This is a genomic window from Parasphingopyxis sp., assembly GCF_052168275.1.
Classification (GTDB): domain Bacteria; phylum Pseudomonadota; class Alphaproteobacteria; order Sphingomonadales; family Sphingomonadaceae; genus Parasphingopyxis.
In genome coordinates this window covers 19,323-34,328 of record NZ_JBQLZM010000007.1, presented here as the reverse complement: position 1 = coordinate 34,328, position 15,006 = coordinate 19,323, and the positions used below count along the sequence as shown (strand labels likewise).

Sequence of the window (15,006 nt, the reverse complement as noted above, 5' to 3'; positions counted from 1 at the left end):
GTCCTGCGGACGGCGCGGCTCGCAGCCCCGCCGAACCGGCCATGGGCGACCGCCGCCGGGCCGGCGTTCGCGATCACAGTATCGGCGGCGATAGGGTCGCCGCTAACCAGCCGCACGCCGGCCGCGCGGCCGTTTTCGATCACGATCTCCTGTGCCGCCTCGCCATGGCGGAACACCGCCCCATTCTGTCGGGCGACGGTCGCGAGCGCGTCGGCCAGCGCGCTGATCCCGCCGTCCACCAGCCAGACGCCTTGCGATTCGACATGCGCGATCAGCATGAGCGTCGCCGGGGTCTGGAAGGGGGACGAGCCGCAATAGGTCGAATAGCGGCCGAACAACTGGCGCAGGCGCGGATCGCGGAAATGCTCGCCCAAAACCTGCCACAAACTCTCATAGGGCCGCAGTGCGATCAGCGCGCCGATCCGCCACAGGCCGATCCGCTTCATCAGGCCCGGCGGCCAGGTCTTGCCGGCGCGGAGGAACGAGCTGTCGAGCAGATCGTAGATCCGCTTGGCCTCGATGCTGAAAGATCGGAAACCGCGCGCCGCCCTAGCACCTGCGAATTCTCCGATGGCCGCCTCGCTTCGCGCCGGATCGGCGAACAGATCGAGCCGTTCTTCGGGGCCCCAGGCGTGGCGGGCGAGGATGTCGGCGCGGCGCATGGTAACATGATCGTCGAGGTTCGCGCCCGCCGAGTCGAATATCTCGTCGAACACGTCGCGCAGGGTGAAGACGGTCGGCCCGCCGTCGATCTCGGCGCCGTCGACGCTCACGCGCCGTACCTTGCCGCCCGGCGTCGGTTCCTTTTCGATAACGGTGACCGCATGCCCGCGCGCCGCGAGCAACGCGGCGCTGACGAGCCCGCCGATGCCCGCGCCGATGATCGCTACACGCCCGTCCGGCAATCTGCTCTCCTTACAAGCCGATTGACGCGGACATAGCATCTGTCCAATCATTTGGACATATGGAACCGTCAGACTCTCCGTCCGGATCGCGCAGGCCGCGCGGTTTCCGGGCGCGCTGGACGGCCTGGCGCAACCGGCTTCTCTCCAGTCCGGTCTTTCAGCGCCGGGCGGCGGCCTTCCCGTTGAGCCGTCCGATCGCCCGCCGCCGTGCGGCCCGGCTGTTCGACCTGGTCGCCGGCTTTACCTATTCGCAGACGCTTCACGCCTTTGTCGAAAGCGGATGGCTCGATCGGCTGACCGCGGGCCCGCGAACGGAAACGGACCTTGCGAATCACACAGGCCTTTCGCCGGAGGCAACGGACCGCTTGTTGCGCGCCGCAGGATCGCTGAAGCTCGCCGAGCCGCTGGGCGGCGGATGGTGGACGCTCGGTGCCGAGGGTGCGGCCTTGTCGGGCAATGCCGGGGCGATCGCGATGATCCGGCATCACCATCTCCTCTATACGGATCTCGCCGATCCGCTCGAACTGCTTCGAAGGGATCGGGCGGAGAACGGCGCGCTTTCCCGCTACTGGGCCTATGCCGGATCGCCCGATGCGGCGCGTGCGGACGCGGAGGCCGTCTCGCCCTATTCGGCGCTTATGGCCGCGTCCCAGCCCATGGTCACCGAGCAGATACTGGCCGCCTATCGATTCTCCCGGCACAGCAAGCTGCTCGATATCGGCGGCGGCGACGGCGCCTTTCTCGGCGCAGTGGCCGAAGCCGCGCCGATGCTTGCGCTCGGCCTGTTCGATCTCCCGGCCGTGGCCGAGCGGGCGCGGGCGAGGCTGGGTGCGGCAGGCCATGCGGCGCGAATCGCGTTCCATCCCGGCGACTTTACCGCCGACCCGCTACCGACCGGCTACGACATCGTCACGCTCGTCCGTATCCTGCACGACCATGACGATCACGTGGCGGCGCGGTTGCTGGCGTCGATCCGCGCCGCGCTACCGCCCGGAGGGGTCTTGCTGATCGCCGAGCCGATGGCCGGAACGCCGGGCGCCGAGGCGATGGGGGACGCCTATTTCGGACTCTATCTGTGGGCGATGCGCTCGGGACGCCCGAGGCGGCCGGACGAAATCGGTGCGCTGCTCTCCGATGCCGGCTTTTCGTCCTGGCGGTCGGTGCCGAACCGACAGCCGCTGATCGCACGGATCATCGTCGCATCGGCCTGACACAAATGTGTAAGGTTAGATTGACATACTAAACTGTCGAGTTAATGTGACAATCGAGTCAGCGTATTCGATAAACGCATGGCCGGTGGCGCGGTCGAGGATAAGGGGTGAGAGGTCGTATGGACGCACTGGCGGTCATACTCGAAGAGCCGAAAAAGCTCTCCCTCCGCACACTCGCTTTGGAGCCGATCGGCGCTTCGGACGTTCTCGTCGAAATTCACTGGAGCGGTGTCAGCACGGGCACGGAGAAACTGCTCTGGACCGGCGACATGCCGAGTTTTCCGGGCATGGGCTATCCGCTCGTGCCGGGTTATGAATCGGTCGGCCGCATCGTCGAGGCGGGTGCGGACGCGCAATCGCGGATCGGCGAATGGGTCTTCGTGCCGGGGGCAAACTGCTACAAGGATGCGCGCGGCCTGTTCGGCGGATCGGCGCGCCGCGTCGTCATTCCCGCCGCCCGCGCCTTGCCGGTCTCCGAGTCGCTCGGCCGCGACGGCGTGCTGTTCGCATTGGCCGCGACCGCGCTTCACGCCCTCAATGGCGGCGAGCCGCCCGAACTCATCGTCGGCCATGGCGTATTGGGGCGGCTGCTGGCGAGGCTGACCGTCGCGTCGGGCGCTCCGGCGCCGGTCGTCTGGGACATCAACCGCGACCGGCAGGATGGCGCGCGCGGTTACGCGGTCATCCATCCCGAGGACGACGAGCGGCGCGACTATCGCGCCATCTACGATGTCAGCGGCGATGCCTCGGGCCTCGACGGGCTGATCGCCCGGCTGGCCCATGGCGGCGAGATCGTGCTCGCCGGATTCTATCATCGGCCGCTGTCCTTCGCTTTCCCGCAGGCCTTCCAGCGCGAGGCGCGGCTGCGCATCGCGGCCGAGTGGCGGCCCGACGATCTCGCCGCGACACGCGCGCTGATCGAATCGGATGCGCTGGCGCTCGACGGCCTGATCACGACCGTCCGGCCGGCGGCGGATGCGGTGGAAGCCTATCCGGCCGCCTTCGACGACCCGGACTGCCTCAAGATGGTATTGGATTGGAGCGACTGCGCATGACGATGCTTGAGACAGGCGGGCTCGACACCGAAGCCCTGCGGCAGGAAGCGGCCATCGAGCCCGATCCCGTTCATAGCGGCGAGATCACCAAGGAAACCCAGATCATCGCGATCTACGGCAAGGGCGGCTCGGGCAAGAGCTTCGCGCTCTCCAACCTCAGCTACATGATGGCGCAGCAGGGCAAGCGCGTCCTGCTGATCGGCTGCGATCCCAAATCGGACACCACCAGTCTGCTGTTCGGCGGGAAGAGCTGTCCGACGATCATCGAGACATCGGCGAAGAAGAAGCTCGCCGGCGAGGAAGTCACGATCGAGGATGTCTGCTTCCAGCGCGACGGCGTGTTCGCGATGGAGCTCGGCGGGCCCGAGGTCGGTCGCGGTTGCGGCGGCCGCGGCATCATCCACGGCTTCGAGCTGATGGAGAACCTGGGCTTCCACGACTGGGGCTTCGATTACGTCCTGCTCGACTTTCTCGGCGATGTCGTGTGCGGCGGCTTCGGCCTGCCGATCGCGCGCGACATGTGCCAGAAGGTGATCGTCGTCGGCTCGAACGATCTCCAGTCGCTCTATGTCGCCAACAATGTCTGCAAGGCGGTCGAATATTTCCGCAAGATGGGCGGCAATGTCGGCGTCGCCGGCATGATCGTCAACAAGGATGACGGGACCGGCGAGGCGCAGGCTTTCGCCGAAGCGGTCGATATTCCGGTGCTGTGCGCGATTCCCGCGGACGAGGATATCCGCCGAAAATCGGCCAACTACCAGATCATCGGTAAGCCGGACAGCGAATGGAGCGGGCTGTTCGAAGAGCTGGCCGAAAATGTCGCAAAGGCCCCGCCGCAACAGCCGGCCCCGCTCGACCAGGACGGGCTGCTCGATCTTTTCAGCGCCGACGAAACCGGCGGCGATGTCCAGCTCGTGCCGGCGACCCAGGCGGACATGCGTGGCGGTTCCTACGAACCCAGGCCGTCGCTCGAGGTGATCTATGACGAGGTGTAGCGGATGACCGACCTCGCCACCGACGTCGTGCGCGCGCCCGACCGGCTCGACATCGAGCCGGAAGCGGATGCGCAGGGCGGCTGCCACGGTGGCGCGGAGACGATGCGCGACGCGGCCAGGAAAGCCGGCAAGAGCGAGGTCCTCGACCGCTATGCCGAAGACTATCCGACCGGCCCGCACGACCAGCCGCAATCCATGTGCCCGGCTTTCGGGAGCCTGCGCGTCGGCCTCAGGATGCGGCGTACGGCGACCGTGCTCTCGGGATCGGCCTGCTGCGTCTACGGACTGACCTTCACCTCGCATTTCTACGGCGCCCGGCGGACGGTCGGCTATGTGCCGTTCAATTCGGAGACGCTGGTCACCGGCAAGCTGTTCGAGGATATCAAGGAGGCGGTCGAGGGACTCGCCGATCCGGACAAATACGATACGATCGTCGTCACCAATCTGTGCGTGCCGACGGCAAGTGGCGTGCCGCTCCGCCTGCTTCCCGACGAGATCAACGGGGTGCGGATCGTCGGGATCGACGTTCCGGGTTTCGGCGTACCGACCCATGCCGAAGCCAAGGACGTCCTGGCGGGCGCGATGCTCGCCTATGCGCGCGGCGAGGCCGAGCAGGGCCCCGTCGCCGCGCCGAAGGAACGACCAGACCGGCCGACGGTGACGCTCTTGGGCGAGATGTTTCCCGCCGATCCGGTCGGCATCGGGCAGATGCTCGAGCCGCTGGGTCTCGCGGCCGGCCCGGTCGTTCCGACGCGCGAATGGCGCGAACTCTATTCGGCGCTCGATTGTGCCGTCGTTGCGGCCATCCACCCCTTCTACATCGCCAGCATTCGCGAGTTCGACGCGGCCGGACGCCCGGTCGTCGGTTCGGCCCCGGTCGGGCGCGACGGCACCGCGGCCTGGCTCGATGCGATCGGCGCCGCGTGCGGCGTCGCCCGGGCCAAGGTCGATGCGGCGAAAAACGCCATGCTCCCGGCGATCGAGGGCGCCCTCGGCGCGATGCCGATCGAGGGGCGCATTACCGTGTCCGGCTATGAAGGATCCGAATTGCTGGTCGCGCGGTTGCTGATCGAAAGCGGCGCCGACGTCCCCTATGTCGGCACCGCCTGCCCCAGGACCCGCTGGTCGGACCCCGACCGCGAATGGCTGGAGGCCAAGGGCGTGACGGTCAACTACCGCGCGAGCCTGGAAGAGGATATCGCCGCGGTCGAGGAGCATGGTCCCGATCTCGCCATCGGCACGACGCCGGTCGTGCAGCATGCGAAGGCCAAGGCCACGCCCGCGCTCTATTTCACCAACCTGATTTCGGCGCGACCGCTCATGGGACCGGCCGGGGCCGGAAGCCTGGCGCAGGTCGTCAACGCGGCGCTCGCCAACAAGGCCCGGTTCGACCGGATGGAAGAGTTTTTCGAGGGGGTGGGCGAGGGCTACAGCGCCGGCATCTGGGAGGATAGGCCGGCCGATCGGCCCAAGTTCAAGCAGAAATATGCCGCGCAGAATGCGGCGGCCGCGAAGGCGGCCGAGGCGGTGGGCACGTGAGCGCCTCTTCGTCATTGCGAGCGCCGAAGGCGCGCGGCAATCCAGAGCCGCAAGCTATGGTGTGCGCGGCTCTGGATTGCTTCGTCGCTTGCGCTCCTCGCAATGACGAATCGTGGAGGGAGAGCCCATGACGCTTGTCCTCGATCACGACCGCGCGGGCGGCTATTGGGGCGCGGTCTATGCCTTCACCGCGATCAAGGGATTGCAGGTGATCATCGACGGTCCGGTCGGCTGCGAGAATCTGCCGGTCACCTCGGTGCTCCATTATACCGACGGGCTGCCGCCGCACGAACTGCCGATCGTCGTGACCGGGCTGGGCGAGGAAGAGCTCGGCAAGACGGGCACCGAAGGCGCGATGAGGCGCGCCTGGAAGACGCTCGATCCCGACCTGCCCGCGGTCGTCGTCACCGGCTCGATCGCCGAGATGATCGGCGGCGGCGTGACGCCCGAGGGCACCAACATCAAGCGCTTCCTGCCGCGCACGATCGACGAGGATCAGTGGCAGTCCGAAGACCGGGCCCTGTCCTGGCTGTGGACCGAGTTCGGTCCGAAGAAGATGCCGAAGCCCAAGGCGCTGAAAGAGGGCGACAGACCCAAGGTCAACATCATCGGGCCGAGCTACGGCATGTTCAACATGCCGAGCGATCTCGCGGAGATCCGGCGGCTGATCGAGGGCATCGGCGCGGAAGTCAACATGGTCTTCCCGCTCGGCAGCCATCTTGCCGATATCCGGCAATTGGCCAACGCGTCGGTCAATGTCTGCATGTATCGCGAGTTCGGCCGCAACCTGTGCGAGCTGCTCGAGCGGCCCTATCTGCAGGCGCCGGTCGGTCTGTCCTCGACCACCAAGTTCCTGCGCGAGCTGGGCGCGCAGACCGGGCTCGATCCCGAGCCGTTCATCGAGCGCGAAAAGCACACGACGATCAAGCCGCTCTGGGATCTGTGGCGTTCGGTCACCCAGGATTTCTTCGGCACCGCCAATTTCGGAATCGTCGCCAACGAAACCTATGCGCGCGGGATCCGCCACTTCCTCGAAGAGGATATGGGGCTGCCCTGCGCCTTTTCCTTTTCGCGCAGCGCCGGCGTGAAGCCGGACAACCAGGCGGTGCGCGAGGCCATCCACGGCAATCCGCCGCTGGTGGTCTTCGGCAGCTATAACGAGCGGATGTACATGGCCGAGTGCGGCGCGCGCGGCATCTACATCCCGGCCTCCTTTCCGGGCGCTGCGATCCGCCGGCATACCGGAACGCCGTTCATGGGCTATTCGGGCGCGACCTATCTCGTCCAGGAAGTCTGCAACGCGCTCTTCGACGCGCTCTTCCACATCCTTCCGCTCTCGACCCAGCTTGACGAAACCGATGCGACGCCCGCGCGCAGCCATGAGGAACTCGCCTGGGATGGCGACGCCAAGGCCAAGCTCGACGCGCTGGTCGAGGCGCAGCCCGTGCTGGTGCGCATTTCGGCGGCCAAGCGCCTGCGCGACGCCGCCGAACGCGCCGCGCGCCGCGCCGGAGAAACCCGCGTCACCGCCGACCGGCTGGCCGACGCATTGCTCGAAGGACAGGGCGCATGAGCGCCGTCCAGACATCCGCCCGGTCGCCGCCGGGTCCCGAAATTCCCGCAGAAAATGCGGGGATACCGCCGGGAGGCGCGAGCCGTCTCTCGCATCTGAAGAGGCAATTCTGGAGATGGAAATATGACTGATCCAACACCCCATGACGATCGCTTCGGGCCGTCGACCTATCTGACGCCGGAGGAAGCGAAGGAATTCCACAAGATCTTCGTCGGGAATTTCATCGTTTTCACGATCATCGCGCTGATCGCGCATCTGCTCGTCTGGATGTGGAATCCCTGGTTCTGAGCGCCGCGCAAACGGAACGCCTTCCATAAATACGGAGAAATACAATGTGGAGAATCTGGTTAATCTTCGATCCGCGCAGGGCGCTGGTCGCGCTGTTCGTGTTCCTGTTCGTGCTCGCACTGATCATTCATTTCATCCTGCTGAGCACCGACAAATATAACTGGATCGAAGGTGGCGCGGCCGAAGCGGCCGAAACGGCGGCTGCGGAAACCGTCGCCGTCACCTGATCCAAGCCTCTGCGAGAGGGCGCGGCGTGCGCGCCGCGCGCCTCCCGCGGTTTGAACGATAGAACCACGAGACCCGCCGCGATGGCGGGCGGAGGATAGTGCCATGGCGCTGTTGAGTTTCGAACGGAAATATCGGGTGCGAGGGGGCACGCTGATCGGCGGCGATCTGTTCGATTTCTGGGTCGGCCCCTTTTATGTCGGCTTTTTCGGCGTCACGACCGCGCTGTTCGCGGTGCTCGGAACGGCGCTGATCTTCTACGACGCGTCGCAGGGCGCGACCTGGAACCCGTGGCTGATATCGATCGAGCCGCCCGATCTGAGTTACGGGCTCGCGCTGGCGCCGCTGAACGAGGGGGGCTTCTGGCAGATCATCACCTTCTGCGCGATCGGGGCCTTCGTGTCCTGGGCGCTGAGAGAGGTCGAGATCTGCAGGAAGCTCGGCATCGGCTATCATGTGCCGTTCGCCTTCGGGGTCGCGATCTTCGCCTATGTGTCGCTGGTCGTGATCCGCCCGCTGCTGCTCGGTGCCTGGGGCCACGGTTTCCCCTACGGCATATTCAGCCATTTGGACTGGGTCTCGAACACCGGCTACCAGTATCTGCACTTCCACTACAATCCCGCGCACATGATCGCGGTGTCCTTCTTCTTCACCACGACCTTCGCGCTGGCGCTGCACGGGTCGCTGATCCTGTCGGCGGTCAATCCGGGGAAGGGCGAAGAGGTCAAGACGCCCGAATATGAAGACACGTTCTTCCGCGACCTGATCGGCTATTCGATCGGCACGCTCGGCATCCACCGGCTCGGCCTGCTGCTCGCGCTCAACGCGGGTTTCTGGAGCGCGATATGCATCATCATATCGGGGCCGATGTGGACGCGCGGCTGGCCCGAATGGTGGACCTGGTGGCTCAACCTCCCGATCTGGTCCTGAAGGAGATCTGACGATGGCCCGCTATCAAAACATCTTCACCCAGGTCCAGCTCAGGACCGCTCCCGAAATGGGCGTGCCGCTGCCCGCCGGCAGCGAACGCCGGATCGAAGAAACCTTCTTCAACTATTGGCTCGGCAAGATCGGCCAGGCGCAGATCGGCCCGATCTATCTCGGCTGGGCCGGCGTCGCCTCGCTGGTGTTCGGCTTTCTCTGGTTCGAGATCGTCGGCCTCAACATGCTGGCCTCGGTCGGCTGGGATCCGGTCCAGTTCGTCCGCCAGCTCTTCTGGCTGGCGCTCGAGCCGCCCGGACCCGAATACGGCTTCAGCCCGTTCGTGCCGCTGGGCGAAGGCGGCTGGTGGATCATCGCCGGCTTCTGCCTCACCGCATCGCTGCTGCTCTGGTGGGTGCGCACCTATACGCGGGCCAAGGCGCTCGGCATGGGCCTGCACGTATCCTGGGCGTTCCTCAGCGCGATCTGGCTGTTCCTCGTGCTCGGCTTCATCCGGCCCTTCTTCATGGGCAGCTGGGCCGAAGCGGTGCCGTTCGGCATCTTCCCGCATCTCGATTGGACCGCGGCCTTCTCGATCCGCTACGGCAATCTCTTCTACAATCCGTTCCACTGCCTCTCGATCGTCTTCCTGTACGGTTCGACGCTGCTGTTCGCGATGCACGGGGCGACGATCCTCGCGGTCGGCCGCTATGGCGGCGAGCGCGAGCTCGAACAGATCACCGATCGCGGCACGGCTTCCGAACGCGCCGCTTTGTTCTGGCGCTGGACGATGGGTTTCAACGCCACGATGGAATCGATTCACCGCTGGGCCTGGTGGTTTGCGGTGCTGACGACGCTGACCGGCGGAATCGGCATCCTGCTGACCGGCACGGTCGTCGACAACTGGTATCTCTGGGCGCAGCAGCATGGCTATGCGCCCGCCTATCCCGATACCGGCGCGGTCGATCCGTCCGCAATGGGGAGCACAGGATCATGACAAAGTCCCTTTCTCTTCTGTCGCTTGTGTTGGTGCCGCTGCTGCTCGGCGGCTGCGAGCTGGGCCGCAAGGAGGTCACGCAGACCGGCTATCGCGGAACGGCGATGGCGGAGATCGATCTCGTCAGCGGCACGGCTGCCGGCGAGGTGCCGGCGCCGCCCTACGAACTGCCCGAGCCGAGCGGCCGGACCGCCGGCGAAGTCTACGAGAATGTGCAGGTGCTCGCCGATGTCAGCGTCGAGGAATTCGATTATCTGATGGCGGCGATCACCGAATGGGTCTCGCCGGTCGAAGGCTGCAACTATTGCCACAATCCGGCCAACCTGGCGTCGGACGAAGTCTACACCAAGGATGTCGCGCGGCGGATGATCCAGATGACGCAGAACGTGAATGCGAACTGGGCCGACCATGTCCGCCAGACCGGCGTGACCTGCTGGACCTGCCATCGCGGCAATGCCGTGCCCGAGGCGGTCTGGACGATGCCGGCAGCCGACCGGCGGGTGCGGGCAGGCAATCGCAACGGCCAGAACGCGCCGGATCCGATTACCGCCTACGCATCGCTGCCGACCCGCAGTCTCGCCCGCTTCTTCGCGAGCGACGCGGGAGAACCCGGCGATATCCGTGTCGCCTCGGCCACGATGTTTCCGACAGCGGCAAACCGGCTGACGACGATGGAGACCGAGGACACCTATGCCCTGATGATGCACCTGTCGCAGGCGCTCGACGTCAACTGCACCCATTGCCACAATACGCAGAGCTTCCGCGAATGGTCGCTCAGCAGCCGGCAGCGCGAGACGGCCTGGTTCGGCATTCGCATGGTGCGCGATATCAACGACGCCTATATCACGCCGCTCACCGGCATGTTCCCGGCGAACAGGCTCGGGCCCGCGGGAGATCCGTACAAGGTGAGCTGCGTTACCTGCCACCAGGGCCAGCGCCTGCCGCTTGGCGGGGCACGCATGGTTGCCGACTATCCGGTGCTGCAATTCACCGCCGCGCCGGCATCGGGTTCGGCGCCGATCGTCCCCGGGGACGAGGTCGAGGAGATGCTCGAAGATCCGGAGATCGTAGCCTCGGCGGAATAACGGTCCGCGCTACCGGCGTTCACGCCGGGCCAGCATCCCGCGCCGGGCGAGATCCCATAGATGGGCGGGCAGGGCGGCGGCGACCGGCAGTGCGATCCATGGCCAGGGCGCGCCGGTCAAGGCGCCGCGCAACCCCAGCACGAGCAAAGCCGCCGGCAACAGGGTGGCCAACACGGTCGAAATCGAGTTTCCTCTGGCGGTCAGCCACACCGCTTCGGCGGCGAGCACGGCGAGGACGATGTCGGCGGCGTGGCCGCTGGCGAATAGCGCGGTCATCATCCGAAGGGGCTGTTGAGCCGCACGACTTCCCAGTTCAGCGCGCCCGCAAGGCTGACCCAGACCAGATAGGGCAGAAGCAGGACCGCCGCGAGCCGCGAATAGCGGGCGCAGACGACAATGAGCACGACGATCGAAATCCAGAGGGCGACCAGCTCGATCATCGCCCAGTCCGGCCGCTGGGCGCGGAAGAAGAGCAGGCTCCACAGGATGTTGAGAAAGCCGTTCAGCGCGAACAGGCCGATCAGCATGTCCGACGCCTGGGTGGTCGGCGTCCGGCGCCAGGCGGTCACCGCGGCCAGCGCGACAAGGGCGTAGATGGCCGTCCAGGCCATGCCGTAGACATAGTCGGGCGGCGCCCAGCCGGGCTGTTCGAGCGTCCGGTACCAGCCGTCGAGATCGGTGATCGTCGCGCCGAGAAACGCGACCAGGGCTGCCGCACCCGCCGCTACGAGGATCGGCGGTATCCAGGCGCGGCTCACCGTTCGACCCTGCCGAGGCCCAGAAGATGGCCGAGATCCTTGAAGAATATCCGGACATGCGCGGCCGGTTTCGCGCGGACCAGCTTCTTGTTCATATAGGCCTCCCAGGTCAGGTGCTGGACGTCGGGATCGGCGCAAATCTTGACGAACCGCTCGCGCCGCTTGTCGCTGCTGTACCAGAAATATTGCATGATACCGAGTATCCAGAACACCCGGCCATGGGCGCGCATGAACTGCTTGCGCGCCTGCCGCAGCGCCTTGGGGTCGCCGCTCTGGAGAAAGGCGTCGACGGCATTGGCGGCCAGCCGGCCGCAGGTCATCGCATAATAGATGCCCTCGCCGGACGCCGGAGCGACGACGCCCGCGGCATCGCCGGCGACGATCACATCCTTGCCATTGTCCCAGCGTTTCAGCGGTTTGAGCGGGATCGGAGCGCCTTCTTCGCGGATCGTTCCGCAATCGGCGAGGCCGCTGCTTTCGCGCATTTCCTTGACGGCGCCGCGCAGCGAAAATCCCTTGTTCGCACTGCCGACGCCGACGCTGGCGGTCTCGCCGTGCGGGAATATCCAGGCGTAGAAATCCGGAGACAGCTTGCCCTGGTAGAAGACGTCGCAGCGCTTGCCGTCGAAACCTTCCGGCGTGCTGGGCGGCGACTCGATCACTTCGTGATAGGCGAAGACGCAGGGCACGCGTTCGGCGCCGTCGAGATTTTGCTGCGCCACCTTGGAGCGCGCGCCATCGGCGCCGATCACGGCGCGGGTGCGGACGCGTTTGAGCGAATCCCCGCGCGTTTCGCGATAGCAGACGACGGCCACGCCATCTTCGTCGCGGTCGATATGATCGAAAGTGCCGGTGACGCGCTTCGCGCCCTGCGCCGCGGCCCGTTCGCGCAGCCATTCGTCGAACACGTCCCGGTCGACCATGCCGACGAACCCGTCGCCGACGGGCATGTCGACCGAGCGCCCGGAGGGCGCGATCATCCGGGCTGCGCTCGCCTTGCCCACGAGGATGCTGTGCGGAATCTCGAACTCCTCGAGCAGCTTCGGCGGGACGGCGCCCCCGCACGGCTTGATCCGGCCCGCCCGGTCGAGCAGCATGACCTTGCGCCCGGCCCTGGCGAGATCGGTCGCCGCGGTCGCGCCGGACGGCCCGCCGCCGACGACGACGGCGTCAAAGTCCACGTCGCTCATGTTTCGGCGATCCCGAATGCCGCGGGTTTGCGGGCGGCCGTCGCCTGGATCGCAAGCATGGCGGCCAGGACGAACAAGGCGGCTTCGATCGCGAAGATCAGCTGGAACGCTGCGCCGTCGACCCCGATCGCCGACCGGGCGATGTCGACGCCGATTGCGCCGGTCAGTCCGCCAAGGCCGAAGGCGATTGCCTGGGATGCGCCCCAGACGCCCATGCGCACGCCCTCTTTTGCGCGCGTTCCGGCGCCCGCGAGTCCCATCATCGCGCCGATCGCCGCAACGGCGAACACGCCGTTGGCGAAGCCGAGCAGGAAAACATTGGCCGCGAGCGGCCAGTCGCCGCCGGTCGTCGCCGCGATTGCGAGACCGGCAAGCGCCGCCGCCGAGCCCAGGCAGCCGCCGACGATCCAGCGGCGCAGATCGGCGGGCCTGCGTCCCGCGAACGCGCTGCCGCCAAGGCCGACGACGATCATGCCGAGCAGCACGCCGCCATGCTGGACGCCGGAAAGCTGCGTCGATTCACCGGGCGTCATGGCGAAGACGAGACCCGCGAACGGCTCGAGGATAAGGTCCTGCATCGAATAGGCGAGCATCGAGACGAAGACGAAAATGGTGAAGCGCCGCGCCTCCAGATCGGCCAGTATCTCGCGCAGCGCATCGCCGAAACTGGCCGTCTCCTGCTCTTGCGATATCGGCAGCGGCGTCGGCGCCAGGGCTTTCTTCTCCACACCGGCGAGCGCGACGAGCGACAACAGGAACGCTGCGAGGGCGACCGCGCTGCCGACGATCGCCAGCCGCTGTTCGGAAAAGGGATCGAGCAGCGATCCGGCGGTTCCCGCGGCGACCACGATGCCGGCAACCATCATGATCCAGGTGACGGCGGCCGCGGCCGCCCGACGATCGGGCGCGACGCCGGACGCCAGCAATGCAAGCAGGGATGTGCCGGCCGCGCCGACGCCCGCGCCGATCAGGGTGAAGGCGAGAATGGCGAGCAGCCCGCCGATGACCGGAGACCCCGCCATGATCACCGTCGCATCGATCGCAATCAGCGCCCCGAGCGCCAATACTCCCATCCCGCCGACGATCCACGGTGTCCGGCGATTGCCCCGGTCCGAGCCATAGCCCCATAACGGCCTGGACAGCTGTACCGCATAGTGCCAGGCGACGAGGCCGGCCGGGATTGCCGCCGGTAACGCATATTCGACGACCATCACGCGGTTGAGCAGCGATGTGGCGAGCATCACGATCGCTCCGATCGCCGCCTGGACCAGCCCCAGCCTGACGATCGAGATCCATCCGAAACCGGCCATCAGATATGGCCTCCCAGACCCAGGGCCGCGGCCAGCATACCGAGTACGTACAGCGTGACGCCGGTCGCACTGTACCAGGGCGTGTGGCGTTTGGGATCGGCGAGCAGGCGCGGCATCAGCGCCATCTGCGCCAGCAGCAGCAACGCGACGGCGGCGGCCGAAATCGGATGATCCCAGGCGAGGAGCAGGCCGATCACCGCCAGCTGCGGCGCCGCCATGACGATACAGGCGAAACGGGCCGCGCGATCGACGCCCATCGTGACGGGCAGCGAACGGAGGCCCATCTCGCGATCGCCTTCGACCGCCTTGAAATCGTTCAGCGTCATGATCCCATGGGCGCCAAGGCTGTAGAGTCCGAGGATCAGCAGGATCTCGAGACCGGGCAGCGCACCGAGCATGACGGCGGCGCCGGTAAACCAGGCCAGCCCCTCATAGCTGAGCGCGACGACCGCCGGCCCGGTCCAGCCGCTCGTCTTGAGCCGGAAGGGCGGCGCGCTGTAGGCCCAGGCGCAGGCGAGACCGACACAGGTTGCCGCGAACACCCAGAGGCCGGTGGCGATGGCAACGAGCATCGATAGCAGGGTTCCGGCGATGGCGATCCACAGGCCCCAGCGACCCGCAACACGGCCGGACGGGATCGGCCGGTCCGGTTCGTTGATGGCGTCGACATGGCGATCGAACCAGTCGTTGACCGCCTGGCTCGTGCCGCAGACCAGGGGTCCGGTCAGGGCGATGCCTGCCACGAGAAAAGACCAGCGATCCGCGATCGGGGCGCCCGAGGAAACGACTCCGCACATAAAGGCCCACATCGGGGGGAACCAGGTGATCGGCTTGAGCAGCTGGAGTATGTCCGCCGGCGCCGGAGGCGGCGCGGTTGTCGTCGAAGCGGCGAGACGGGACATATGGTCAGGCTATGCCTGACGGTCATTAGCGTCAACTTGTTTTGACAGTTGG

16 protein-coding genes are annotated in these 15,006 nt (G+C 66.5%); 10 read left to right on the top strand and 6 right to left on the bottom strand.

The window, feature by feature from the left end:
• On the bottom strand, positions 1–905 hold a 905-nt coding region (locus ACTS1X_RS00935; RefSeq protein ID WP_442612508.1), incomplete at its 3' end, for a phytoene desaturase family protein.
• 59 nt (positions 906–964) lie between these two features.
• Between ACTS1X_RS00935 and ACTS1X_RS00930 the strand changes: the two genes are divergently transcribed.
• From ACTS1X_RS00930 to pufC, 10 genes are all read left to right on the top strand, one after another.
• Positions 965–2,116: a methyltransferase gene (locus ACTS1X_RS00930; RefSeq protein WP_442612507.1), complete on the top strand. Its 1,152-nt coding sequence runs from the start codon at positions 965–967 to the stop codon at positions 2,114–2,116.
• 119 nt (positions 2,117–2,235) lie between these two features.
• Positions 2,236–3,171, top strand: coding sequence for a chlorophyll synthesis pathway protein BchC (gene bchC / locus ACTS1X_RS00925; protein WP_442612510.1), 936 nt, complete (start codon positions 2,236–2,238; stop codon positions 3,169–3,171).
• Entirely contained in the window at positions 3,168–4,166 is a 999-nt protein-coding gene (locus ACTS1X_RS00920) for a chlorophyllide a reductase iron protein subunit X (RefSeq protein ID WP_442612506.1), read from the top strand. Before bchC ends, ACTS1X_RS00920 begins: the two co-directional genes overlap by 4 nt.
• A gap of 3 nt (positions 4,167–4,169) precedes the next feature.
• The gene (gene bchY, locus ACTS1X_RS00915; protein WP_442612505.1) at positions 4,170–5,705 is read left to right on the top strand and encodes a chlorophyllide a reductase subunit Y; all 1,536 of its coding nucleotides are present in this window, start codon (positions 4,170–4,172) and stop codon (positions 5,703–5,705) included.
• A 127-nt stretch (positions 5,706–5,832) separates the two neighbouring features.
• Positions 5,833–7,278 (top strand): chlorophyllide a reductase subunit Z, encoded by a 1,446-nt coding sequence (bchZ, locus tag ACTS1X_RS00910; protein WP_442612504.1) that lies wholly within the window; start codon positions 5,833–5,835, stop codon positions 7,276–7,278.
• Between the two features lie 123 nt (positions 7,279–7,401).
• Positions 7,402–7,566 (top strand): light-harvesting antenna LH1, beta subunit, encoded by a 165-nt coding sequence (gene pufB, locus ACTS1X_RS00905; protein WP_176869100.1) that lies wholly within the window; start codon positions 7,402–7,404, stop codon positions 7,564–7,566.
• Between the two features lie 44 nt (positions 7,567–7,610).
• Entirely contained in the window at positions 7,611–7,793 is a 183-nt protein-coding gene (pufA, locus tag ACTS1X_RS00900) for a light-harvesting antenna LH1, alpha subunit (RefSeq protein WP_176869099.1), read from the top strand.
• 103 nt (positions 7,794–7,896) lie between these two features.
• The gene (gene pufL, locus ACTS1X_RS00895; protein ID WP_442612503.1) at positions 7,897–8,721 is read left to right on the top strand and encodes a photosynthetic reaction center subunit L; all 825 of its coding nucleotides are present in this window, start codon (positions 7,897–7,899) and stop codon (positions 8,719–8,721) included.
• 13 nt (positions 8,722–8,734) lie between these two features.
• The gene (gene pufM, locus ACTS1X_RS00890; protein ID WP_442612502.1) at positions 8,735–9,709 is read left to right on the top strand and encodes a photosynthetic reaction center subunit M; all 975 of its coding nucleotides are present in this window, start codon (positions 8,735–8,737) and stop codon (positions 9,707–9,709) included.
• Positions 9,706–10,794, top strand: a complete 1,089-nt coding sequence (pufC, locus tag ACTS1X_RS00885; RefSeq protein ID WP_442612501.1) for a photosynthetic reaction center cytochrome PufC — start codon at positions 9,706–9,708, stop codon at positions 10,792–10,794. The genes pufM and pufC overlap by 4 nt, the downstream gene beginning before the upstream one ends.
• A 9-nt stretch (positions 10,795–10,803) precedes the next feature.
• On the opposite strand, the gene ACTS1X_RS00880 is transcribed toward pufC, so the two are convergent.
• From ACTS1X_RS00880 to chlG, 5 genes are read right to left on the bottom strand one after another with little or no spacing between them, the layout of a single operon-like run.
• Positions 10,804–11,073 carry a hypothetical protein gene (locus ACTS1X_RS00880; protein WP_442612500.1) on the bottom strand — a complete coding sequence of 90 codons (270 nt, stop codon included), beginning with the start codon at positions 11,071–11,073 and terminating at the stop codon, positions 10,804–10,806.
• Entirely contained in the window at positions 11,070–11,552 is a 483-nt protein-coding gene (locus tag ACTS1X_RS00875) for a TspO/MBR family protein (protein ID WP_442612499.1), read from the bottom strand. The genes ACTS1X_RS00880 and ACTS1X_RS00875 overlap by 4 nt, the downstream gene beginning before the upstream one ends.
• Positions 11,549–12,742, bottom strand: a complete 1,194-nt coding sequence (locus tag ACTS1X_RS00870; RefSeq protein ID WP_442612498.1) for a geranylgeranyl diphosphate reductase — start codon at positions 12,740–12,742, stop codon at positions 11,549–11,551. The genes ACTS1X_RS00875 and ACTS1X_RS00870 overlap by 4 nt, the downstream gene beginning before the upstream one ends.
• Positions 12,739–14,052, bottom strand: a complete 1,314-nt coding sequence (locus ACTS1X_RS00865; RefSeq protein WP_442612497.1) for a BCD family MFS transporter — start codon at positions 14,050–14,052, stop codon at positions 12,739–12,741. Before ACTS1X_RS00865 ends, ACTS1X_RS00870 begins: the two co-directional genes overlap by 4 nt.
• Complete coding sequence (gene chlG / locus ACTS1X_RS00860) at positions 14,052–14,954, bottom strand: chlorophyll synthase ChlG (RefSeq protein WP_442612496.1); 903 nt, start codon at positions 14,952–14,954, stop codon at positions 14,052–14,054. Before chlG ends, ACTS1X_RS00865 begins: the two co-directional genes overlap by 1 nt.
• Between the last annotated feature and the right edge of the window lie 52 nt (positions 14,955–15,006).